This window comes from Acinetobacter sp. AOR01_HL (assembly GCF_027855455.1).
GTDB lineage: Bacteria > Pseudomonadota > Gammaproteobacteria > Pseudomonadales > Moraxellaceae > Acinetobacter > Acinetobacter baumannii.
The window spans coordinates 17,671-41,953 of record NZ_JAKTIM010000032.1; the positions used below are offsets into that span (position 1 = coordinate 17,671).

At 39.0% G+C, this 24,283-nt stretch carries 23 protein-coding genes; 13 read left to right on the plus strand and 10 right to left on the minus strand.

What is annotated here, in order from left to right:
* Positions 1 to 18 precede the first annotated feature (18 nt).
* Positions 19 to 1,731, minus strand: coding sequence for an AAA family ATPase (locus MKL62_RS09125; protein WP_000808297.1), 1,713 nt, complete (start codon positions 1,729 to 1,731; stop codon positions 19 to 21).
* Positions 1,732 to 1,961: 230 nt separating this feature from the next.
* Between MKL62_RS09125 and mdh the strand changes: the two genes are divergently transcribed.
* Both mdh and MKL62_RS09135 read left to right on the plus strand, forming a co-directional pair.
* Positions 1,962 to 3,134, plus strand: a complete 1,173-nt coding sequence (gene mdh / locus MKL62_RS09130; protein ID WP_000874704.1) for an iron-dependent methanol dehydrogenase — start codon at positions 1,962 to 1,964, stop codon at positions 3,132 to 3,134.
* Positions 3,135 to 3,329: 195 nt separating this feature from the next.
* A complete protein-coding gene (locus tag MKL62_RS09135) occupies positions 3,330 to 4,298 on the plus strand; it encodes an alpha/beta hydrolase (RefSeq protein ID WP_001098142.1) in 969 nt (322 codons plus the stop codon).
* Here the strand turns inward: MKL62_RS09135 and MKL62_RS09140 are convergent.
* Positions 4,295 to 5,485, minus strand: a complete 1,191-nt coding sequence (locus MKL62_RS09140; RefSeq protein WP_000494376.1) for a helix-turn-helix domain-containing protein — start codon at positions 5,483 to 5,485, stop codon at positions 4,295 to 4,297. The two genes, MKL62_RS09135 and MKL62_RS09140, sit on opposite strands and share 4 nt — an antisense overlap.
* A gap of 143 nt (positions 5,486 to 5,628) precedes the next feature.
* On the opposite strand from MKL62_RS09140, the gene exaC reads away from it, so the two are divergent.
* The 5 genes from exaC (at position 5,629) to MKL62_RS09165 (ending at position 11,915) form a co-directional block, all read left to right on the plus strand.
* The gene (gene exaC, locus MKL62_RS09145; protein ID WP_001269055.1) at positions 5,629 to 7,140 is read left to right on the plus strand and encodes an acetaldehyde dehydrogenase ExaC; all 1,512 of its coding nucleotides are present in this window, start codon (positions 5,629 to 5,631) and stop codon (positions 7,138 to 7,140) included.
* A gap of 221 nt (positions 7,141 to 7,361) precedes the next feature.
* Entirely contained in the window at positions 7,362 to 8,798 is a 1,437-nt protein-coding gene (gene eat / locus MKL62_RS09150) for an ethanolamine permease (RefSeq protein ID WP_001075435.1), read from the plus strand.
* 16 nt (positions 8,799 to 8,814) lie between these two features.
* A complete protein-coding gene (locus MKL62_RS09155) occupies positions 8,815 to 10,200 on the plus strand; it encodes an ethanolamine ammonia-lyase subunit EutB (RefSeq protein WP_005128400.1) in 1,386 nt (461 codons plus the stop codon).
* Positions 10,201 to 10,210: 10 nt separating this feature from the next.
* A complete protein-coding gene (gene eutC / locus MKL62_RS09160) occupies positions 10,211 to 11,026 on the plus strand; it encodes an ethanolamine ammonia-lyase subunit EutC (RefSeq protein WP_005128399.1) in 816 nt (271 codons plus the stop codon).
* 166 nt (positions 11,027 to 11,192) lie between these two features.
* On the plus strand, positions 11,193 to 11,915 hold the full coding sequence (locus MKL62_RS09165) for a glutamine amidotransferase (protein WP_030423593.1): 723 nt from the start codon (positions 11,193 to 11,195) through the stop codon (positions 11,913 to 11,915).
* 427 nt (positions 11,916 to 12,342) lie between these two features.
* Here the strand turns inward: MKL62_RS09165 and MKL62_RS09170 are convergent, their stop codons facing one another.
* Positions 12,343 to 14,070, minus strand: coding sequence for a glutamine--tRNA ligase/YqeY domain fusion protein (locus MKL62_RS09170; protein WP_000803938.1), 1,728 nt, complete (start codon positions 14,068 to 14,070; stop codon positions 12,343 to 12,345).
* Between the two features lie 168 nt (positions 14,071 to 14,238).
* Here MKL62_RS09170 and MKL62_RS09175 point away from each other — a divergent pair, with 168 nt between their 5' ends.
* Both MKL62_RS09175 and MKL62_RS09180 read left to right on the plus strand, forming a co-directional pair.
* On the plus strand, positions 14,239 to 14,748 hold the full coding sequence (locus tag MKL62_RS09175) for a peptidylprolyl isomerase (protein WP_000009660.1): 510 nt from the start codon (positions 14,239 to 14,241) through the stop codon (positions 14,746 to 14,748).
* 15 nt (positions 14,749 to 14,763) lie between these two features.
* Entirely contained in the window at positions 14,764 to 15,483 is a 720-nt protein-coding gene (locus MKL62_RS09180; RefSeq protein ID WP_005128397.1) for a UDP-2,3-diacylglucosamine diphosphatase, read from the plus strand.
* Positions 15,484 to 15,490: 7 nt separating this feature from the next.
* Here MKL62_RS09180 and MKL62_RS09185 read toward each other — a convergent pair whose 3' ends face one another.
* Entirely contained in the window at positions 15,491 to 15,709 is a 219-nt protein-coding gene (locus tag MKL62_RS09185; protein WP_005128394.1) for a hypothetical protein, read from the minus strand.
* 139 nt (positions 15,710 to 15,848) lie between these two features.
* On the opposite strand from MKL62_RS09185, the gene nfsB reads away from it, so the two are divergent.
* Entirely contained in the window at positions 15,849 to 16,502 is a 654-nt protein-coding gene (nfsB, locus tag MKL62_RS09190; protein WP_005128393.1) for an oxygen-insensitive NAD(P)H nitroreductase, read from the plus strand.
* A gap of 38 nt (positions 16,503 to 16,540) precedes the next feature.
* On the opposite strand, the gene MKL62_RS09195 is transcribed toward nfsB, so the two are convergent.
* The 5 genes from MKL62_RS09195 to tsaE all read right to left on the minus strand — a co-directional run bounded on the left by MKL62_RS09195 (position 16,541) and on the right by tsaE (position 21,500).
* On the minus strand, positions 16,541 to 17,398 hold the full coding sequence (locus tag MKL62_RS09195; RefSeq protein ID WP_005128392.1) for an EamA family transporter: 858 nt from the start codon (positions 17,396 to 17,398) through the stop codon (positions 16,541 to 16,543).
* A gap of 131 nt (positions 17,399 to 17,529) precedes the next feature.
* A complete protein-coding gene (gene hfq / locus MKL62_RS09200) occupies positions 17,530 to 18,036 on the minus strand; it encodes an RNA chaperone Hfq (RefSeq protein WP_000033651.1) in 507 nt (168 codons plus the stop codon).
* Positions 18,037 to 18,130: 94 nt separating this feature from the next.
* The gene (gene miaA / locus MKL62_RS09205) at positions 18,131 to 19,075 is read right to left on the minus strand and encodes a tRNA (adenosine(37)-N6)-dimethylallyltransferase MiaA (RefSeq protein ID WP_005128391.1); all 945 of its coding nucleotides are present in this window, start codon (positions 19,073 to 19,075) and stop codon (positions 18,131 to 18,133) included.
* Positions 19,076 to 19,081: 6 nt separating this feature from the next.
* Positions 19,082 to 21,034, minus strand: coding sequence for a DNA mismatch repair endonuclease MutL (gene mutL / locus MKL62_RS09210; protein ID WP_005128385.1), 1,953 nt, complete (start codon positions 21,032 to 21,034; stop codon positions 19,082 to 19,084).
* Positions 21,027 to 21,500, minus strand: a complete 474-nt coding sequence (gene tsaE, locus MKL62_RS09215; protein WP_031945805.1) for a tRNA (adenosine(37)-N6)-threonylcarbamoyltransferase complex ATPase subunit type 1 TsaE — start codon at positions 21,498 to 21,500, stop codon at positions 21,027 to 21,029. The genes mutL and tsaE overlap by 8 nt, the downstream gene beginning before the upstream one ends.
* A 119-nt stretch (positions 21,501 to 21,619) precedes the next feature.
* On the opposite strand from tsaE, the gene MKL62_RS09220 reads away from it, so the two are divergent.
* From MKL62_RS09220 to MKL62_RS09230, 3 genes are all read left to right on the plus strand, one after another.
* On the plus strand, positions 21,620 to 22,528 hold the full coding sequence (locus MKL62_RS09220; protein ID WP_005128384.1) for a pseudouridine synthase: 909 nt from the start codon (positions 21,620 to 21,622) through the stop codon (positions 22,526 to 22,528).
* A gap of 111 nt (positions 22,529 to 22,639) precedes the next feature.
* Positions 22,640 to 22,948, plus strand: a complete 309-nt coding sequence (locus MKL62_RS09225; protein ID WP_001232531.1) for a type II toxin-antitoxin system RelB/DinJ family antitoxin — start codon at positions 22,640 to 22,642, stop codon at positions 22,946 to 22,948.
* Between the two features lie 97 nt (positions 22,949 to 23,045).
* Complete coding sequence (locus MKL62_RS09230) at positions 23,046 to 23,489, plus strand: GNAT family N-acetyltransferase (RefSeq protein WP_005128383.1); 444 nt, start codon at positions 23,046 to 23,048, stop codon at positions 23,487 to 23,489.
* Here the strand turns inward: MKL62_RS09230 and MKL62_RS09235 are convergent.
* Positions 23,482 to 24,186 (minus strand): pseudouridine synthase, encoded by a 705-nt coding sequence (locus tag MKL62_RS09235; RefSeq protein WP_000923643.1) that lies wholly within the window; start codon positions 24,184 to 24,186, stop codon positions 23,482 to 23,484. The genes MKL62_RS09230 and MKL62_RS09235 overlap by 8 nt on opposite strands.
* Between the last annotated feature and the right edge of the window lie 97 nt (positions 24,187 to 24,283).

Here is a 24,283-nt window from a genome sequence, read left to right on the forward strand (position 1 = left end):
CATTAAGCCAATTAAACTTTATTCAATAAATAATAAAGCTAATCGAACCTGATCATATCCCATTCGAGGGCTAGTTGCTTCAACAATTGGTCTTAGTTTGATCGAACCATCATCAGAAAAATGATCCGGATTTTGGCGTTTTTTCAACTTCTTATAAATTTTACGCACTTCTTCGACCACTTCTTCACCAGGATGGGCAACCGAAATATCTAGCTTTTGTTCTTTATGCAGTCGAGCCAAGTGATTAATAATGGTTGCAGGTGTTAGACCTCGTTCATGTGCGATATCTTCAATTTCGTAGCCTTCTTCAAACAATGCACGAGTTTCGTCCAAAGTCGCTGAGGCGTAATTTTGCTTCTCGCCTCTCGCTAGTTTTTTCTCATTTCTTGAAATTTCAGTTTCATTTAAGGTTCCACCACAATGACGAATAAAGGCTTTATGTTGAGCCGTTAAATCGACATTAGCAAAATTATCTTCGGCTTCTTTAGAAAGTTCTTGAAAACGGCGATCAGCTTTTACAGCCAGACTATCTAACTCCAAAGCTTGTTCATTAAAACCTAATAATTTTAACCCTGTTAAAGACTTCAAACGTGAGAGCGCAACATAACCTTGCCCTTTTTCAAAGGTATGCATCAGGTTAATTTCAGCAGCTTCCAAAGTCATACCTTGGCTTTTATGAATGGTAATCGCCCACGCCAAACGAAGTGGAATTTGCTGGAAACTTGCAATGACTTTTCCTGCTTCATTTTCAATTGACCATGTTTCAGGCGCTACCAGCAAAGTTGTACCATCGGTTAATTTTACCTTTGGCAATAACCCATTTTCGTCATCTTCTTCAAAACCGATCACCTCACCTAAACTTCCGTTGATATAACCCATATCAAAGTTGTTTTTTACAAACATCACTTTGGCATGTTTTTTAAGTGTGAGTTCTTCCGGAGCACGAACTGAAGACTTTAAAGTTTCTAATAATTTTTCATTACCGTCTAAAACGGCATTAAATTGATGCCCTTCATTATCAATTTCGTTTAAGTGCTGATAATTGATATTATCGACATCCATGTTATGCGTATAAAGACGAGTAAAGGTTTCGCCAATGTCATGAGTACGGGATTGATGCAAAGCTTGCAAATGCTCGGTTTGAATACTTTGCGCACGAATCGCATTTAATATCTGATTCAGAATTTCATCATCTTGGCGGTGTTGTTCTGTTAAATAACATACCCGAAATTTGGCTTCGACCCATGCATCAGACATAAAACAGAACTTGTCACGGTTGGCTTCACCATTACGGCCTACAGGTGGCAACTGGAAGAAATCTCCAGCCACAATCACTTGAATGCCACCGAATGCTTCATCACTTTCTTTAAAATATTTTAAAACCTGATTGACCAGATTAAGCTGCTTCGCATGGAGCATTGAGATTTCATCAATCACAAGAACTTGCGCGTTTTCAAGGTGTTCCTTGAGATATTTACGCTCTTTCATCCGTTTCAAGTCATCGTCAGTTAGATGATCTTTGATGCCAATACCAGCCCATGTATGAATGGTCATGCCATTCATATGCGTTGCAGCAATACCGGTAGACGCTGTAATCGCTACAGGTACTTTACGCGCTTTTAAATAATGGATGTACTGATTGAGTGTATAGGTTTTCCCTGCACCAGCCGAACCGGTTAAAAAGACATTTTCACCTGCTTTTAGCAGTTTAAGTGCAGTTTCCTGTTTCATAATCTCATATGTACATCTTCAACAGCCCATAGCTTAACGATTTTCCCGAAAAATTTAAATGAATGAGCCAAACTTTCTATAAAAACAATATAAATCAATAACTAATACCAAGTTGGTATTTGGTAGGTTTTTGGTAGGTAGGAAAATAATCTACACATCACAATACTAAGGCCATGGTGAGGCTCACCTGTAATAACAAACAATGGATTTATGGAAAAAGGAATCACTCCATGGCTTTTAAAAATATTGCAGATCAAACAAACGGTTTTTATATTCCTTGCGTATCACTCTTTGGACCAGGATGTGCCAAAGAAATTGGAACAAAGGCGCAGAACCTCGGCGCAAAAAAAGCATTAATTGTGACCGATGAAGGGCTATTTAAATTTGGCGTTGCAGATCTTATCGCAAGCTATTTAACCGAAGCAGGCGTAGCGAGCCATATTTTCCCGGGCGCGGAACCTAACCCAACCGATATTAATGTTCACAACGGTGTGAATGCCTATAACGAAAATGGCTGTGACTTTATTGTGTCGTTAGGCGGCGGCTCATCTCATGACTGTGCAAAAGGGATTGGCTTAGTGACTGCGGGTGGTGGTCATATTCGTGACTACGAAGGCATCGATAAAAGTAAAGTCCCAATGACGCCATTGATTGCAGTGAATACAACGGCTGGTACTGCATCTGAAATGACTCGTTTCTGTATTATTACCAATACCGATACTCACGTAAAAATGGCTATCGTGGACTGGCGTTGTACCCCTCTCATTGCGATCGATGACCCGAAACTCATGATTGCAAAACCAGCTGGTTTAACCGCTGCAACAGGTATGGATGCGCTAACCCATGCAGTTGAAGCATATGTTTCTACAGCAGCAAACCCAATTACCGATGCTTGTGCAGAAAAAGCAATCACCATGATTAGTCAATGGTTACAACCCGCTGTCGCAAATGGTGAAAACATCGAAGCTCGTGATGCTATGAGCTATGCGCAGTACTTGGCTGGTATGGCATTTAACAATGCATCTTTAGGTTATGTTCATGCAATGGCACACCAGTTGGGCGGGTTCTACAACCTACCTCATGGTGTATGTAACGCAATCTTGCTACCACATGTTTGTGAATTTAACTTAATTGCTTGTCCAGATCGTTATGCAAAAATCGCAGAATTAATGGGTGTAAATACCCACGGTCTCACCGTAACAGAAGCTGCATATGCTGCAATTGATGCCATTCGCAAACTGTCTTCTTCAATTGGTATCCCATCTGGCTTAACAGAACTTGGCGTAAAAACTGAGGACCTCGCGGTGATGGCCGAAAATGCTCAAAAAGACGCATGTATGCTCACCAACCCACGTAAAGCAAACCATGCACAAGTTGTGGAGATTTTCAAAGCAGCACTTTAATACTGATGTAACGCTATGTTCCTGTAGTAAGTCAAATCCCTCCGACCGTTGACTTACTTTTTGGGGAATACTTAGCTCCAGCGGTATTCCCTTTTTTTTAAAGCCTATACTCCAACCTTCTCTAAACCTGATTGACAATTTGCCCATTTCATTGAAGGATACTCAACATGACTTAATGACAATAGCTCGATAAAAATGAATACATCTACAGCTAAACACAATTATGCCCCAGATATTTTAGGTGCCGGCTATGAACAGCTAACGCTCAACTTTCCAGATGATTATGAAGGTAAAGTTGTAGCCACCTTAGTTCGTAAAAAAGCCACTCAACCGACTCAAAAAGCCGTACTTTATATTCATGGTTTTTTAGATTATTTCTTTCAAACCGAAATGGCCGAGCAATTTAATGCCCATGGTTATGACTTCTATGCACTCGATTTAAGAAAATATGGCCGCTCAAAACTGCCTCATCAAATTTTCTATAATGTGCTCGATTTAAATGAATATGATGCCGAAATTACTCAAGCATTAGAGATTATTGGCCAAGAAAAACATACACAAGTTTTACTTGCAGGTCACTCAACAGGCGGCTTAACGGCAACGCTTTATGCTGCGCATCATCCTGATCATCCCCTCATTAAAGCACTCTGGGCGAATAGTCCGTTTTACGATTTTAATTTAAGCTTAGTCGAAAAGAAGTTTGGTATTCCAATGCTCAGTCGAGTAGGAAAATATCTGCCAAAAGTTAAATTTCCAAGCCAACTGAACAAATGGTACACCACCAGTCTTCATAAGCAGCTTAAAGGTGAATGGGATTTCAACCTCGATTGGAAACCAACCTCTGCCCCGACAGTTCAACTCAGCTTTGTACATGCAATTCATACTGCGCAAAAAGAAATTCACCGCGGTGTTAAATTGAATATTCCAGCCCTGATTATGCATTCGCACCAAACTAAAAACCCACGCAAATGGGGACCCGATGCAACTCAAAGCGATGTCATTTTAGACGTTAAAGACATTGCTAAATTTGGGAAAAAAATGAAAGGCGATGTCTCGGTTGTCTCTATTCACAATGGTTTACACGATTTAGTCCTTTCGGCCCAGCCAGTAAGGGAACAAGTCTATCAGCAACTATTCCAATGGCTGGATCAAAAAGTCACCTAACTTAGCTTAGGTGAGTCAATATATTTCACTAGCAATTGATACGCAGGATGTTCACTCGGTAATAACTCCATAAGACGTTCTACCGCATCGATTGCTTCAGGGAAATGAGCTAAATGCTTAAGTAATAAATCTGTTTCTTGTGTTTTAAAAATCGCATCACTTAAGCGCGACTCAAGGCAGTCACGCCATGCACACAGAAAGGGACTTTCGGTTTTTGCCAGAAATACACCCGTATAAAGCTGTAATGCAGAGGCGACATATCCAGCATCAAGCGCTTGTTCAGCTTGTAAAAAATCGGCCTCAACATGCACAAGTAACCGATATGGACGTGAACCAAGCAAACCTCCCAATATATCTCGCAATTGAGACATTTCAGCTTTAAGCGTACCCATGCTTACTTTACGCTCACCATAAAGTGCCTGATAGAGATGCTCTAAGGTTAAACCATGCGGACATAGTGCCAATATCGTTAAAATTTCAATTTGACGCGGCGTCAATAATAAACTTTTGCCGTTAAATTTAACTTGCGGCGTCGAAAATGCCCGGATGTGTAAGTGCTGGCGCTGTTGTTCTAACAAGGCAGATTGAATAATGGAGGCACAACGCTCAGCGGCCAAAATACCCAAGGTATTATGGTTTTTCCATGTGGTTGATAAATCTACCACCCCCAAGGTTTGCTTTGAGTATGGATCGATAATGGGTGCTGCATAACAAACCCAATCGTGAATCGACTCCATATAATGTTCATTGGAAAAAACACAGCTTGATTGTTGAGTTTTTAAAGATAACGCCAATGCATTCGTACCTACAAATTCTTCACGCCATTGACCACCTTGTACAAAATGTACACGTTCAGCAGCGCTCTGCATTTGAGCACTTGAGGCTGTCCAGATAATGGTACTACCGATGTCACCCACAGCAATAACCATAGAAGACTGCTCTGCAATATGACGTAAGTCATCAGCACACTGGCTTAGTGCCAGATCTAAAGCATTTTGTGAAGCAGATTTTCTTTCAAGTAGAGGTGCTGCAAATCGTTCTTTAGGAATCGCAGCAGAAGCTGATCGTTCCCACGAGCTCGCAATACTTTGGCCGAGTTTGGCAGCGTTCTGAGGAGAGAGACTATTTTGCGTGCGCAGTTGATCAATCAACATCCGTTGCTGCAATAAATCCTTTTTTGTGAACATTTGTAAATTCCTTATATATTCACATTTCTATTCCAACCTTTCTCCAACCTTCTTCTTTATATCCTAATTATACAAAGTACGAAAGTACTTACTGACAGGGTTCTTGTTAGTCTTTAGTCCTAAAAAAGCAAAGGAATATTTATATGCGCTATATCGATCCAAATCAACCAGGCTCAAAAGTTCAATTTAAATCACAATATGAAAATTTTATTGGCGGTGAATGGGTTGCACCTCTAAAGGGTGAATATTTTGATAATGTGTCACCAGTGGATGGAAAAGCTTTCACACGCATTCCACGCTCTAGTGCTGAAGATATTGAACTTGCTTTAGATGCAGCACACAAAGCGAAAGCTTCATGGAATAAATCTTCACCGACTACACGTTCTAATATACTTTTAAAAATTGCTGATCGTTTAGAAGCAAATCTTGAAATGCTTGCGGTTGCAGAAACTTGGGACAACGGTAAAGCAGTTCGTGAAACTTTAGCAGCTGACCTTCCACTTGCAATCGACCATTTCCGTTATTTCGCAGGGTGTATTCGTGCTCAAGAAGGCGGCATCTCTGAAATTGATGAAGATACCATTGCCTACCATTTCCATGAACCACTAGGTGTGGTTGGTCAAATCATTCCATGGAACTTCCCGATTTTAATGGCTGCATGGAAGCTCGCGCCAGCTTTGGCGGCTGGTAACTGTGTGGTGATTAAGCCAGCTGAGCAAACTCCGGTAGGTATTTTGTTGGTTGCCGAACTCATCCAAGATATCTTACCGCCGGGCGTACTTAATATTGTGAATGGTTTCGGTGCAGAGGTTGGCCGTCCGTTAGCGACAAGCCCACGTATTGCCAAAATCGCGTTTACCGGTTCAACTCAAACTGGGCAAATGGTGATGCAATATGCGACCGAAAATATTATTCCAGTCACGCTAGAGCTTGGTGGCAAGTCACCGAACCTTTTCTTTGAAGACATCATGGATAAAGAAGATGACTTCTTAGAAAAAACGCTGGAAGGTTTTGCCATGTTTGCCTTAAACCAAGGTGAAGTATGTACTTGCCCTTCTCGTGCTTTAGTACAAGAAAGTATTGCTGATCAATTCTTAGAGTTGGCCGTCGAACGTGTAAAACGTATTAAAACTGGTCATCCTCTTGATACTGAAACCATGATTGGTGCTCAAGCATCTTTGCAACAACAAGAGAAAATCTTACGTTGTATTAATACGGGCCGAGAAGAAGGTGCAGAACTCTTACTTGGTGGTAGTGGCCGTAAAGAAGTAGGTGATGGTTTCTATGTTGATCCGACTATTTTTAAAGGCCACAACAGCATGCAAGTTTTCCAAGAAGAAATTTTTGGTCCTGTACTGGCTGTGACAACATTTAAAGACTTTGACGATGCAATCAAAATTGCCAACGACACTATGTATGGTTTAGGTGCAGGTGTATGGTCACGTTCAGCCCATATTTCTTACCGTGCTGGTCGTGCTATTGAGGCGGGTCGTGTCTGGACAAACTGCTATAACATCTACCCTGCTCATGCTGCATTTGGTGGCTACAAGAAGTCTGGTATTGGTCGTGAAAACCATAAGATGATGCTAGATCACTACCAACAAACCAAAAACTTGTTGGTGAGTTATTCAACCAAACCAATGGGCTTCTTCTAAGTTTCGCACCAAGTTGATACCAAACTATCAATGCTAGAAGGAAACAAGCTCATTAATTATATAAGAAGCCGGTAATTTAAATTGCTGGCTTTTTTATTTAGTACAGTCAGCTCTCAGATTTTTACTATCTGGATTAAAAAAGTATCATCTAATATTTAAAGCACATCATTTAGGCATTGCTTTTGCATTCATTCATACAAACCAACTCGCAGGAGTATTGTATGAATCAACCAGAAACAGCTTCCGTTATTTCTTCAAGTGCAGAAGTCTCATCAGCAGAATATTTTGCTCAGCGCCAACTTAAACAAGGTACCGTGGGTTGGTTACTCCTGATTGGTTTAGGCGTAGCTTATGTGATATCAGGTGATTTTGCCGGCTGGAACTTCGGTATTGCCCAAGGTGGTTGGGGTGGTATGTTTATTGCCACTGCTCTTGCTGCCTTGATGTACCTGTGTCTATGTCTTTCTATGTCAGAAATGTCCACCATGATGCCGACAGCAGGTGGCGGTTATAGTTTTGCACGTGCTGCCTTTGGACCTTTTGGTGGTTATTTAACAGGTACAGCGATTTTAATTGAATACGCAATTGCGCCTGCCGCTATTGCCGTATTTATTGGTGGTTATTGCGAATCTCTATTTGGTATTAATGGCTGGATGATTTACCTCGCCTGTTACGCCATTTTTATGGGTATACATCTCAAAGGTGCTGGCGAAGCTTTAAAAATCATGTTTGCGATTACACTTGTCGCCGCTGTTGCCCTTGTCGTGTTTATTGGGGCAATGATTCCACACTTTAATGCACAAAATTTATTTGATATTCCAGTTAGTACAGGTGTTGGCGCAAGTCTTTTTTTACCTCATGGCTACTTGGGCATCTGGGCCGCGGTTCCTTTTGCTATCTGGTTTTTTCTTGCAGTAGAAGGTGTTCCGTTAGCAGCAGAAGAAGCAAAAGATCCAGCCAAATCTCTGCCACGCGGTTTAATCGGTGCAATGCTCATCTTAACAGCATTTGCCATGCTTATTTTGTTCTTGGGTGCAGGCGCAGCAGGTGCAAGTACTTTACAAAACTCAGGCGCCCCTCTGGTAGATGCTTTGGTTAAAGTTTATGGCACCAACACTTGGCTTGCGACATTCGTAAACTTTGTGGGTTTAGCTGGTTTAATCGCAAGTTTCTTCTCAATTATCTATGCCTATTCGCGTCAAATCTTTGCATTGTCACGAGCTGGTTACTTACCTACTTCACTCTCTTTAACCAATAAAAATAAAGCCCCTTATCTTGCAATTATTATTCCGGGCATTATCGGGTTCTTGCTTTCACTTACCAAAGAAGGCGATTCACTCATTTTAATCGCGGTTTTTGGTGCAACTATTTCTTATGTGCTGATTCTTTTATCACACATCAAACTGCGCTTATCTAAACCCGACATGCCTCGTCCTTATAAAACTCCAGGAGGAATCATCACTTCAAGCATTGCACTAGTTTTAGCAGTCGCTGCTGTGGTCGCAGGTTTTGTTGTTAATCCGAAAGTGTGGTTTATTGCTGCCGGTATCTATGTCGTATTTATTGCTTACTTCTTGTTCTACAGCCGCTATCATTTAGTGAAAGGAACACCAGAAGAAGAGTTTGCAAATATTAAAGCCGCAGAACAAGAACTATAAATAAAAGGATGTAACTATGAGTTATCGCAATATTGTCGCCAATCAACAGTATCACTTTGCTGACCTAAAAACGTTAATGGCCAAAGCTACACCGTTACGTTCAGGCGATGAGTTAGCAGGTGTAGCTGCCAGAGATGCAACCGAACATGTTGCGGCACAAATGACTTTGGCTGATGTGCCATTAAAAACCTTTTTAAATGAAGTTGTAATCGATTATGAAACTGATGAAATTACACGACTGATTATTGATGAACATGATCTGGCAGCCTTTACCCCTATTTCACACTTTACAGTAGGCGATTTTCGAAATTGGTTACTTGGAGAAGATGCCACTGCCCAAAGCTTAAAAGCTTTAGCATCAGGTTTAACTCCAGAAATGGTGGCTGCTGTCAGCAAAATTATGCGTAATCAAGATTTGATTTATGTCGCCAGCAAATGTGAAGTGGTCACCCAATTTCGCAACACAATTGGTTTAAAAGGACATCTTTCTACCCGTTTACAACCCAACCACCCTACCGATGATGTGCTCGGTATTTCAGCCAGTATTTTAGATGGGTTGATGTATGGCAATGGCGATGCCGTAATTGGCATTAACCCTGCCACGGATAACCTGCATAATTTGTCAGAGCTACTGAAATTGCTTGATCATGTCATTCAGGAATATCAAATTCCAACGCAATCTTGCGTACTTACGCATATCAGCTCAGGCATTCAACTGGCTGAAAAAAATGTACCGATTGATTTAATGTTCCAATCAATTGCCGGCACCCAACTGGCTAATGAAGGTTTTGGAATCTCACTCGATTTACTACAAGAAGGATATGAAGCCACCCTCGCACTTAAACGCGGAACCATTGGACAAAACGTCATGTACTTTGAAACGGGTCAAGGTAGTGCCCTATCAAGCAATGCTCATCACGGCGTTGACCAACAAACATTAGAAACTCGTGCTTATGCAGTAGCCCGTAAATACAATCCGCTTTTAGTGAATACAGTCGTTGGCTTTATTGGTCCCGAATATCTTTTTAATGGCAAACAAATTATACGTGCGGGACTGGAAGATCACTTCTGCGGCAAGTTACTCGGAGTACCAATGGGCTGCGACATTTGTTATACCAACCATGCAGATGCCGACCAAAATGATATGGATGTTCTCCTTACTCTATTTGGTGCCGCTGGCATTAACTTTATAATGGGGATTCCGGGTTCAGACGATGTCATGCTCAACTATCAAACCACTTCCTTCCATGATGCCCTCTATTTAAGACAACTCTTAGGTTTAAAACCCGCTCCTGAGTTCTCCGCTTGGCTTGAACAACAAGGGATTTTTAAACAACAAAACTCTCAAATTTGTTGGGCAGACCATATGCCTGACCAATTCTCTCGTCTGCTTATGAACTAGGGAGAACACCATGAAACTTAATCGTGATATTCAATATCCATCCTCTACCCATCAGGATCAGTGGGAAAAGCTCAAACAGTTTACCGATGCCCGCATTGCTCTGGGTCGTGCAGGTTGTAGTATCCCAACACGCGCCTTACTTGAGTTTCAGTTGTCTCATGCGCAAGCAAAAGATGCAGTTTATCAAGAGATGGATGTTTCCTACCTCTCGGAGCAATTAGCACAGCAGCAGCTGCAAAGTTTTCATATACAAAGTAATGCACCTAATAAAGAAATTTATCTTAAACGTCCAGATTTGGGGCGCCAACTTTCAAATCTATCAAAAGATACCTTAATTAAGAAGTATGCAGAAAACCCGCAACAGTATGATGTTTGTATTGTGGTAGGTGACGGTCTCTCTGCAAGAGCGATTGAAGCAAATGCCATCGCATTTATTGCAGCGCTAAGTGAACATATTCAGCAAGAAAATTGGAGCCTTGCCCCAATTGTACTTGCAACAGGGAGCAGAGTTGCTTTAGGCGATGAAGTTGCAGAAATATTTAAAGCATCCATGCTTGTGATGCTAATCGGTGAGCGCCCTGGTTTAAGCTCTCCTGACAGTATGGGAATTTACTACACATGGAATGCATATTCAGGCTGCCTCGATGCCAAACGTAATTGTATTTCTAATGTTCGCTCAGCAGGTTTAAGTATTCCAGTTGCAGTACAACGTTTAATCGCTTTAATGAAAAAATCCAAACAACTTGGTTTCTCAGGAGTTAATCTAAAAGATGAGCATCAACTTTCAAATATAGATTTTGCAGAAACTCAAAAGCTATTATTTTAGGCAATGGAATATGCTAAGAGATTTATTGAAAAATAGATAATCCTTCGCATAACAATATTATCTTAACGAAAAATAGCAATTTTCAGGTATTGACGATTTGTATGGATATTTTCTTCTTTATATTTATCGCTATACTCCACCTATTGATCTTCTATGAATCATTTGTATGAACACAACAAACGCCTTCCCTAAAACTATTTATGCCATTCAGCATCTTGCTTTCGAAGACTTAGGTTCATTAGAAGATGTCTTTTATCAACTCGGATTTCGCGTTCGTTATTTTGAAGCAGGTGTAGATGATTTAACTGCTGCTTTTGCACATGATGGATTAACTATTATTTTAGGTGGCCCAATCGGGGTTTATGAAACTGAAGATTATCCATTTTTAAAAGATGAAATTGCCTTACTTAAACAACGTTTAGCAGCAGATAAACCTACACTTGGTATTTGTTTGGGTGCACAGCTTATTGCTCATGCACTTGGTGCAAAAGTATATGCAGGACATCAAAAAGAAATTGGCTGGGGTCCACTGAGCTTAAGTTTACGTCCTAATCAGGTATTATCTGCTTTGCTTAATAATATCCATGTTCTACATTGGCATGGTGACACTTTTGACCTCCCTGAAAACGCGGTGTTATTAGCTAGTTCAGAGATTTATACCAATCAGGCATTTGAAGTTGGAAATAATATTCTCGCGTTGCAGTTTCATATTGAAACAACGGAAGAAAATTTTGAGAAATGGTTAATTGGCCATACATGTGAACTTCGTAATGCCAAAATTTCAATTCCAAAACTGCGTGAGCAAAATATTGAATATGCCCCTGCACTTGAGCAAGCTGCATTTGAAATCATTCAAAAATTCTTAAAAAAAATTGGATATAGTGCTTAAATGAGTGATTTTTTAATCCGCATTAAATATAGCTTTTTACTACCTCGTATTTTTTGATTGTTTTTTAAACAAAAAAAGCTTTATATTTTATTTTTAGAAACATTTCAGAAAAATTTCAGTGTATTATTAATTTGTAACATAAAATATACGCTGATTTACTATGGATATCTGGAAGTTTATTAAAAGCTTTAATACGGTTAATACTTATTTAATGCTTTCAACTATGCTTCTCATACTATTAGTTCTTTATTTTTATGTGATTAACCCGGCCTAAGCTACTTTGCCAAGGACGTTAATCATAAAGAAAAAGAAAATATGAGAAGACACCTAAATAAAAAGCCCAACTTTACAGTTGGGCTTTTTTATATCTGCTGTTTACTCACCACATGGTATTCATCTTGCGAAAAAGTAAGAGATAATCAATCTCTTACTTTTTCTCAGGCTTGAAGCTGTCTTTTAAGTCAAGAACACGGTTAAACACAGGCTTCTCAGGAGTATGATCGTATTGATCAGCAACGAAATAACCTTCGCGTTCAAACTGGAAGCGATCTTCTGGCTTCGCTTGAGCTAAAGCAGGTTCGATTACAGCTTGAACCACTTTCAAGGAATCTGGATTTAAGTTTGCTAAGAAATCATCACCAGTTTCAGGGTCAGCTTCTGTAAACAATCGATCATAAATACGTACCTCAGCAGGAATACCTTTAGTTGCAGATACCCAGTGAATTACGCCTTTTACTTTGCGGCCTTCAGGATTTTTACCTAAAGTATCCGGATCGATTGAGCACTTCAGCTCAACGACTTCACCGTTTGCATCTTTAATGACTTCATCACACTTAATCACATATGCATGGCGTAAACGAACTTCACCATCAGGAATTAAACGTTTAAAGCCTTTTGGCGGTACTTCTTCAAAATCTTTACGGTCAATATAGATTTCTTTAGTCAATGGAATCACGCGCTCACCCATATCGACATTAGGATGACGAGCATGGGTAAGGTCTAAATCTTCCGGTAAGTTCGTAAGTGTTACTTTTAATGGATTTAACACTGCCATACCGCGCGCTGCCGTATTCTCTAAAGATTGACGAATACAGAACTCAAGCATTGCGACATCCACAATACCGTCAGTTTTAGACACACCTACACGTTTACAGAAATCACGTAGGCCTTCTGGTGTGAAACCACGGCGACGCATACCGACAACCGTTGGCATCCGAGGATCATCCCATCCATTCACATAACCGCCTTCAACCAATTTACGTAATTTACGTTTAGACGTAATGGTGTAATCTACGTTTAAACGAGAAGATTCATACTGGTGCGGCACAGCTTTAGACTTAACTTTTTCAACAATCCAGTCATAAAACGGACGGTGGTCTTGGAACTCTAATGTACAAAGTGAATGTGTGATTCCTTCGATCGCATCAGACAATGGATGAGCATAGTCATACATTGGGTAGATTTTCCACTTATCGCCTGTTTGGTGATGCTCTGAATGTAAAACACGATACAAAATTGGGTCACGCATATGTACATTCGGGCTTGCCATATCAATTTTGGCGCGTAAAACAGCTTCACCCTCTTTAAGTTCACCATTGCGCATTTTTTCAAAACGAGCAAGGTTTTCTTCAACAGAAGCATCACGATATGGCGAATTTTTACCTGGCTCAACAAAGCTACCACGATTTAATTTGATTTCTTCTGGAGACTGCAAATCAACATATGCATCGCCTTGTTCAATCAACTGAATTGCCCAAGCATAAAGCTGATCAAAATAACCGGAAGCATAACGTGGTTCGCCATTCCAGCTAAATCCAAGCCATTTCACATCATTGGCGATACCATCAACATACTCTTGTTCTTCCGCATCCGGGTTAGTATCGTCAAAACGTAAATTACAAAGACCATTAAACTCTTCAGCAACGCCAAAGTTGAGGCAAATTGCTTTTACGTGACCAATATGTAAATAACCATTTGGTTCTGGCGGGAAACGCGTTACGATTTGTTTGGCACGTCCGGCAGCTAAATCATCGGTAATGACTTGGCGAACAAAATCTAATCCAGCCTGTTGTTCTTGCTGCGCAGAATCGACAGAGGCATGAGTATTCGGTGTCGGGTTGTTTGGCAGGTTCGAGACAACATCATTAGGCTTCATAGTGTATCAATCACTTCTTTGTAGATAAATTTTCGAAAAAATAAACGCTATCTTCATTTTTCACAAAGATTTTAACGTTTTTTACTTGCCTTGTAGTTTACAGTTTGCTTATGCTTCTCTCAACCAAAAACCCATGGTCAATTTGCCCATGTTTAGGAGATTAATGTAATGAGTTTTCCTCAAGTCGAATTAAACACCAACAAAGGTCGTATTGTTCTTGAGCTTAACACTGAAAAAGCACCGAAAACGGCTGCTAATTTTCTAGAATATGTACGTGACGGTTTCTATGATGGCGTGATTTTCCACCGCGTTATTGACGGTTTCATGATCCAAGGTGGTGGCTTTGACGAAAACTTCAAAGAAAAAGCAACTCGTGATGCGATTGAAAACGAAGCTGACAACGGTTTAAGCAACGATGTAGGTACCATTGCAATGGCACGTACTCAAGCTCCACACTCTGCTTCTGCACAATTCTTCATCAACGTAAAAAATAACTCTTTCCTGAACCATACTTCAAAAACTGCACAAGGTTGGGGTTATGCTGTATTCGGTAAAGTTGTTGAGGGTATGGACGTTGTAGAAGCAATCAAAGGCGTACGTACAGGTAACCGTGGTTATCACGCTGACGTTCCTTTAGAAAACGTTGTTATCGAATCTGCTAAAATTATTTCTGAATAATTTTAGGATAAAGCTGTGACTTATCTGTTTATTTCAGATTTACATTTGTCACCTGAACACCCTCGACTCGTTCGAGGGTTTTTAGATTTGTTGGTGCATTATCAAAATAAACAAACACAGCTTTATATTTTAGGTGATTGGTTTAATGCTTGGATTGGTGATGACTATTCAGCGCCTTGGCTCGACGAAATTGTCGAGGCTTTAAAAGTATTTAACCAAAAAGGTAATCGCGTTTATTTCCAAGTGGGTAACCGAGACTTTGCTTTAAATCAGGTTTTCCTAGATAAGTTTAATGGTGTATTACTTCCTGATATTTATTATCTCAACATTGCAGGTCACCAATACCGTTTGGAACATGGCGATGCGTTATGTACTGATGATATTTCCTATCAAAGATTTAAAAAAATTATCCGAAATCCCTTCCTAGTTGCTTTTTTACGCCGTACCCCCTTGAGTTTCCGTACAAAACTGGTCAATGGTTTTCGCAAAAGAAGTCATTCAGACAAACAGCAAAAAAGTTATGAAATTATGGATGTAAATGAACAAGCTGTTCTCTCTGCCCTCACAGATGTAGATATACTTATTCATGGACACACTCACCGTCCAGCAATTCATCAATTACAACATAAACAGCGGATTGTTCTTGGCGATTGGCGTGAAGATCATGCACAAATTTTAGAAATTAATTCCTCTTCACATCTGCAGCAAATCAAACTAACTGATTGGTATTATTAATTAATATTCAGTTATTTTTCAAAATCTTAGCTTGTTTATTTAAATCAAAATCCCAAATCATACATAGACAGGTAATAAATACAAATTTCCAGTTTATATGTACATACTTTTGATATTCGATATATAAAATTAAAAGACACAATACAAATGCAAAAATTAAAAAGGCTTTAATAATTCTAATTTCTCGCAGCCTACTTTTTCGATTAATTGATATTAATTCAAACATTTTCAATAAATTAGTAAAAAATTTATATAAGTATTATATTTCTTTATCACATTAAAATGCAGATGTTTTTCTCTAAAATCGCGTATGATGCCAAAGATTAGAACCCTTCCATTGTAATAAGATTGATATGGAGTAAAGTATGGATTTATTAAATACGGTTAAAAGTCGCTACACAACCAAAGCGTACGATCCTGAGAAAAAAATTCCTCAAGTAAAATTCAATAAGTTATTAGAAATTTTACGCTTTACCCCTTCTTCAGTGAATATTCAACCTTGGCATTTCTTGGTTGCAGACAATCCTACTGCTAAAGAACGCATTGCCAAAGCCTTAACAGGACGATATGCCTACAATGCACCCAAGGTTCTTGAGTCATCACATACCCTTGTATTTTGTACAAGAACAGATATTTCACCCGAATATTTAAACCAGTTACTTGAACAAGATGATTTAAGTGGCCGTTTTAAAGATGAGAAAGCCAAACTTGGTCAAAAGGATACTCGTCATGGCTATGTTGAGTTTTACCGTAATGAGCAAAAGAACTTATTCGGCTGGATGGAAAATCAAACTTTTATCGCTTTAGGACAACTACTGTTTGCAGCTGGTCTTGAAGGTATAGATGCAACTCCAATGGGTGGCTTTGACGAAGATGTTTTAAATGAAGAATTTGGCTTAAAAGAAAAAGGTTTGCGTAGCTCTGTAATTGTTTCACTGGGTTATAGAAGCGAAAATGACTTCAATGCGAAATTGCCAAAATCTCGTCTGCCGGATGAAATTATTTTTACACATTTATAAGAATTCAGTGGAGTTCAAAAGAACAGTCTTTTGAACTCCTATTTCATAGCTAAGGCTAAACAAACCAATCCACTTATTCCCAAAATCGTTCCTAAAATCGTTGGGAGTTTTAATTTTTCTTTATATAAAACTACGCCACAAACTATTCCAAGTAACACAACCAAAATATTCATACTCGCAAAGACAATGGCTGGAGAATCTTTGAGTAAAATATGCGCTTTAACGTATAGGGCAATGTTTGAAAAATTTAGTACGCCTAGCATTAACCCAGCAAAAGTATTTTTAAACTGCCATGCTGAATTTTTTTGAAATATTAAATAAATAATCGATAAAACAAAGGCCGTTATAAAAATTAGATTTAAAGTCAAAGTAAACTGTAGGCCTAAGCTACTCGTATATTTTAACAAGATATCTACAGCGGCATATCCAAACCAGACACTCATCAAAGCAAAAATTGCTTTTTTTGATTGAGATCCGGAAGACTCGTTAAAATGACCTAATAAAATTAAGAGAACAGCAAAAATTCCCAAACCTATCCCTAATAATTTAAGAGAATTAAACTGCTCTTGGAAAAAGAAATAAGCCGCTAATAAAGAAAGTACCACGGACAGCCGCTGAGCAATTTCGGTTTTGACAATACCTGCGTACTCTAAAGATTTAGCAAGGCACAAAAAAATACTCGGTAGAATGACGCCTAAAGCCACTATTAGCCACCAAGGTGTATGTTGTATAGAAATATGCTGAATATCTGGCTTAAACCACAGATAACATAGCAAGCTGGCACTTGCGTAATTCCATGCAATCATTTGCATGGGTTGATATCCCTTTTTCTTTAAATTTTTAAGTAGTACAGAAACCAGAACACTGCACAATGCTGCAGCAAATATTAATACCATTTGCAAAGAACCTATTAATTTAAATTTTAAGAAACAGAGATGGACCGCAGGTAGCTTTAATATGCTTTTTTATATTTTTAAAGCCATAAAAAAACCAGTCATCACTGACTGGTTTTTTTCAAGCTAATCAATTAACGATTGTTTTCGTCATCTTGACCATCTTCAAATTTAGAATCGTTATCAAAACCGCCTTGATGTCCGCCGAAGCCGCCTTGACCACCGAAGCCGCCTTGACCACCGAAGCCGCCCTGACCACCGAAGCCGCCTTGACCACCGAAGCCACCTTGACCACCGAAGCCACCTTGACCACCGAAGCCGCCTTGGCCACCGAAGCCAGCACCTTGAGCACCACCAAAGCCAGCGCCTTGACCACCGAAGCCACCTTGACTACCACCCTGAGCTGGGAAACCTGCACCTTGTGCACCTGCTGGACGTGGGTTACGAGCTGGAACAACTGTAGAAATTGCGTGTTTGTAAACCATTTGACTTACAGTATTTTTTAATAAAACAACATATTGGTCAAAAGATTCAATATGACCTTGTAATTTAATACCGTTAACAAGGAAAATAGAAACTGGGATGCGTTCTTTACGGAGAGAATTTAAGAACGGATCTTGTAAAGTTTGACCTTTAGACATTTTTAACTCCAAAAAAAAATTTTTAAATCAGCGCAAAAAAACTATCTTTATTTTTCAACTAAAAATTATAAAAAGACAGTGTGCAAATTTTGCTTTATCCATAAGAGTTTCGCAAGTCTTCTTTCGCCTGCTTTATCGTCAAGTAAGTTTTAAAATCGTGTATTTCTTGCAAAGAACGTAACCACGTATATTGACGTTTGGCAAGTTGTCGTGTTGCAAATAAGGCTTTATCCTCCATTTCCTGCTTTTTTTTGAGACTCATATCACTTTTTAATAGAAATTCTAGAGCTTGTCGATAACCAACAGAACGCATAGAGGGTAAATTTTCATCTAAATCGTATTTTTCAATTAGAGACTCGACTTCACTCAAAAAACCGATATCCCACATTTTGCTTAATCTTTGCTCAATGCGTTGATGTAATTCTAACCGATCTGGAAGTAAAGCGTAGTTATGAAATGTGTATCGATATGGTACATTTTTTGGTTGTTCTGCCTGCAATTTGGTAATTGGTTGACCTGTAATACGGTAAACTTCCAACGCCCGAATAATTCTTTGTTTATCAGAAACCTTAAACTTCACTCCAGCCGCCGGATCTACTGCCACCAGCTCCTCATAAACAGCTTGCCACCCTTCATTTGCTGCTTTTTCTTCAATTGCTGCGCGAACATTTGTATCTGCACTTGGCAAGTTACTTGATAATCCTTCTAAGAGAGCTTTGAAATACAGCATGGTTCCTCCTACCAAAATAGGAGTTTTGCCACGTGAATGCATCTCATCAATTAAAGCACAAGCATCTTCAACAAACTGAGCAGCCGAATAGACCTCAAGTGGAGTAATAATATCAATTAAATGATGTGGATATAGCTCCTGCTCTTCACGTGTTGGCTTAGCCGTACCAATATCCATATCTTTATATACAAGTGCAGAATCAACTGAAATTAATTCAAAATTTCCACGTTCATAGAGTTCACATGCCAAAGCGGTTTTTCCGCTTGCAGTCGGTCCCATTAAATTGATGACGGGCAATTGGTTTGACATGTAAAACTACTCTCCTCGAGCAAATAATTTATCTAGTTGAGATAATGGAAATGCACGCCAAGTTGGGCGACCATGGTTACATTGGCTCGCAAATTCGGTTTGTTCCATTTGGCGAAGTAAAGCATTCATTTCTGAGAGACTAAGTTGTCGATGTGCACGTACTGCACTATGACACGCCATACCAGCTAACAGTTCATCACGCTTTTGCAATAAACCTTGTGCTTCATCATTTGGATCTAAGTCATTGAGAAGTTCGGGAATAAGATTTTCAAAATCTGCTTTTTGCAAAATAGCCGGCACGCCACGCACAATGACTTGCTCATCGCCATATAAATCAATCTCTAACCCTAAGCGTTCAAGCTGAGGTTTTAAATCCTCAACACGAATAGCTTGCATACGACTAATTGAGATCACTTTAGGGATAAGCAACTGTTGAGATGTCCAGAACTCAGGTTTATCCCAAGCATTTTTCATTTGTTGCAGCAAAATACGCTCATGTGCTGCATGCATATCAACAATAATCAGGCCTTCAGTATTTTGCGCCAAAATATAAATTCCATGAAGCTGGGCAATTGCGATACCTAATGGAAATTCATCTACCTTAGCGACAGGCTCAATATTTTCATCAACTGAAAAATTAGCAGGTTGATCACGTAATGGAGCCAAGTAAGTCTTTAATGCATTATTTAACTGCGCAGAACCATTATATTTTGGAGTTTGTTCCGCATAATGAACAGCTTGGGGACGACTATTATTAAAATCAGTTAAAAGCTCAGTAGAAGGCTGATAACCATTAGGTTTGTCTACTGCTGTATCAGCGGCTTGCGCTGTACGGTGCAATGTAAATTGTTCTTGGTATTTAGGCTGAGGTTGTACCGAAAGACTTTGAGTATCGTCCACTTTCATGGCTTGTGCTAAATCAGCACTAGCTGTCTGAAATTGTGCTAGCGTTTCTTTAGCATAATGTCTTACAAACTCATGTACTTCACGTTGATTTAGAAAACGAATCTCATGTTTCGTCGGGTGAACGTTAACATCAATATTTTCAGGATCAACTTCTAAGAAAAGTAAATAAGATGAATGCTGATGGCCATGTAAAATACCGTCATATGCCATTCTTAAAGCATGTGAAATGGTTTTATCTTTCACAATTCGGCCATTTACATACACATATTGTAAGTCTGCTTGGGCACGTGCATCTGAAGGATGCCCTAGCCAACCTGACAAACGCATGTTAATACTTTCGGCATCGATCCAGTAAGCATTTTGAACAAACTGTTGACCCAATAATTGCTGTACACGCTGAAATCTTAATTCACCGCTATCTGCTATTGGTAAATTAATTCGAATATTATCGTTATGCTCAAGTACAAAACGTATATCAAAATGCGTTAAAGCTAAACGGCGTACAATTTCTTCAATATGCCCAAATTCAGTGGTTGGTTTTTTTAAAAATTTACGGCGAGCGGGCACATTAAAAAACAAGTCCTGAACTCGAATATGGGTGCCCTTTTGTGCAGCAACAGCTTGGACTTGTTGATGATCAAAGGCGGTACCATTCACCTCAACCTGATGACCAATTCCGCTTTCATCTTGGCTACTGGTTAAAGTCAATCGTGAAACTGCTGCAATAGAAGCAAGTGCTTCACCACGGAAACCTAAGCTAACAATGGCATGTAAATCTTCTGCTGTTTTAATTTTACTGGTTGCATGGCGCATCACTGCCAATGGTAAATCATCAGGATGAATCCCATGTCCATTGTCAATAATCTCGATTAATGTTGAGCCGCCTTGTGCAATCCGCACAATTAATTCGGTTGCACCTGCATCAATTGAGTTTTCTAATAATTCTTTTACGACCGATGAAGGACGTTCAATCACCTCACCGGCAGCAATCTGGTTCGCTAACGCGGCGTCTAATGTATGAATACGACGTTGTGTTAGCTTTTCATCAGTCATGAAGCTGTTCCTGCAAAGTCTGGTACAAATGCTCTGTTGGTAAAGTTAAGGTGACGAAACGATTGAGTTCATCATCTGATTTTTGAATATCAATGACGATATCTGCTTCAGGGATTTCGTCTCCACCTTTCGATGGCCACTCAAATAAAAATAGTGCATTCTGAATATCTAGATAATCACGGATTCCCATTAATTCAAGTTCGTACGGATCATTGAGACGATATAAGTCAAAATGAAAAATTTCTTTATTATTGATTTTATATGGTTCAACCAACGTATACGTCGGACTTTTAACCGAGCCTTTATGCCCTAGAGCTTGCAAAAAATAACGGGTCAATGTCGTTTTACCGGCGCCCAAATCTCCAATCAGATAAATCACGCCAGCCTGAACATGCTGCGCCAATGCCTGAGCTAAACGCTGGGTATCTTCTTCATGATTTAAGACCATTTTCAATGAATACGACATAACACACATAACATGATTCAAAATAATCGATATGATACCATTGCCCTGCTTTAAAGCCTACTTAAGTGCTTAAAGTTGGCTTTTTTTACATCACATTTATTAAATATTGACACACTTTTATGTCTAGCTCGATTGAATTTTTCCCACCTATGATTGATGGCGTAAGCGCAAGCCAAGTCTATCTTCCTTCACAAACGACAGCACAAACCATCTATCAATTTCTTTGCGAAAATTTTCCACATATAAAAGCAACAGAATGGCAGCAGCGTTTTCAAGATGGGCTTATTTACGCGGCAAATGGCGAAAAATTAACATTAAACAGCTCTTATATAGCAAACACACATATTTTTTATTACCGATTCCTTGCTAACGAAGTACATGTTCCCTTTGAGCATCAGATTTTATTTGAAAATGATGACTTGCTTGTTGTAGATAAACCCCATTTTTTAACGATTAGCCCAACAGGGCAATATGTACAAGAAACTTTATTAGTCCGATTAAAAAAGCAAACTGGCAATGAGTTTTTAACCCCGATCCATCGATTAGACCGTGAAACTGCCGGTGTCGTTTTATTTTGCAAACGACCACAGTCACGTGGAATTTACCAACAGTTATTTGCAGATCGTCAAGTCAATAAGATTTACCATGCAATCGCTGCATATAAAGCTGAATTAAAATTTCCTCAGAATTTAAAATTGTATTTAGATAAAGGTACACCCTTTTATACAATGCAGGTAATTGCACATACAAAAACCAATACCGAAACTAAAATTGAGCTGATTGAACATAATCACTCATGGGCTAAATATTGTTTAACGCCATCCACCGGAAAACAGCATCAACTCCGCGTCCATTTAAATCATTTGGGAATTCCGATTAAAAATGATCCGTTTTATCCAATAGTTCAACATAAAGCCGATGATGATTTTTCTCAGCCCTTACAGCTTCTAGCTAAGCAAATTTCTTTTATAGACCCGCTAACAAAACAGGAAATGGTTTTCAATTCACAACTTGAATTGACACTGTAATCGCATCGTAATGACAAAAAGATTATTTTTTATGCTGAAAGACATTGAAATTACATTCCGATGGTTTAAAATAAATCCCTAAAAATTAAAAATCATTTGGTTTTGTTATTCATGCGAAAAACAGAAGTTTATCAGGTTCGACTTGACTCCCAAGAGAAAAAACAGGCTTTTGCTGTTTTTAAACAATTGGGGATTACCCCTGCCCAAGCAGTACGACTGTTCTTTAAACAAGTCGTCTTAACCAAATCTATTCCTTTTGCGATCGAAAACCAGAATATTAATATGGAACAATTATTAAAACTGAGAAAAGCAAAAGCATCTTCATTAAATCAAAACGCTTCAACTTTAAATGAAGATGATGACCACGAAGATTTATTTGAAGAGTTAAATGCACTATTAGGTGAAAGTGACAAAACTTAACGGTGTTGCATTTTTAAACAACTTTTAACGTCAATTCGCTTCTTTTTTAGTTATGCTCTCTTTGTAAAAATATAAACATAAATACAAGGAGCGCCTAATGATTGTAAAACGAGCGACCTATGAAGACCTAAGCCAACTCGCTGTCCTATTTGATGAATACCGTCAATTTTATGGTGCATCTTCTAATCTAGAAGAATCTCATCATTTTTTAAAACAACGTTTTGAGAATAAAGAGAGCGTATTTTTTATCCATATTAAGGACGAAAAAATTACTGGGTTCGTATTGCTTTATTTAGGTTTTTCTTCAGTTGCTTGTTCAACTTACTACATCTTAGATGATGTATATGTTACCCCCCTATTCCGTCGTCAAGGCTCGGCAAAACAACTCATTGATACAGCGATTTTATTTGCAAAACAAGAAAATGCTTTACGTATTAGCCTAGAAACCCAATCGAATAATCATGAATCTCACCGCCTCTATGAAAAAATGGGGTTCATCCGAGACAGTGAGTTTCAGACATTTCATTGTTTTCTTAAATAATATTTTGAGCGAGTTGTTTTTCCTGCTCCGACAAATATACCCAGCCCCCTTCCTCAATTTCAGGTAAAACCAATTGACCAATTTGATGTCGATGTAACTTCTCGACTTTATTGCCTACGGCTGCAATCATTCTTTTAACTTGATGATAAACACCTTGATGAATAGTCATCGTTAATTGATGAGTTCCTAGTAGTGCTACATCTGTGGCAGCAAATACCCCCTTTTCTTGGTGTAAATTAACACCTTGAGTAAGCATTTCAATTTGCTCAGGGGTTACGGGGTCGTAAGTTGTAACGTGATAAACCTTTGGTACATGTTTACGAGGATGAGTTAAAGCTTGTAGATATTTACCATCATCAGTAAGTAAAAGTAGACCCGTTGTGTCTTGATCCAAGCGTCCAACCGCCTGCACACCACGATGAATCATGGTCTCAGGCAGTAGGCTAAAAACACTTTGATGATGCTGAGGATGATGAGAACACTCAAAACCTTGAGGTTTTCTTAGAGCAATATAAATTTTTTCTCTATATTGATAATTTTGACCAAAAACGGAAAACTCAAAATTTTCTGGGGAGAACTGCTTTTTGAGATCACTCACAACCTCCCCATCAATACTTACTGAACCATTTTTTATTAACTGCTGACAATATTTACGTGAACCAAACCCTTGTGATTGTAAAATTTTTTCCAGCAGCATAAAGCTTTCTCTTTAAAACGAAACCATTATTTTAACGTAATTTTAGTGTTTTATTACCTTCTGCTTTATCATCTTCGCATTTAACTTCATTAACTTT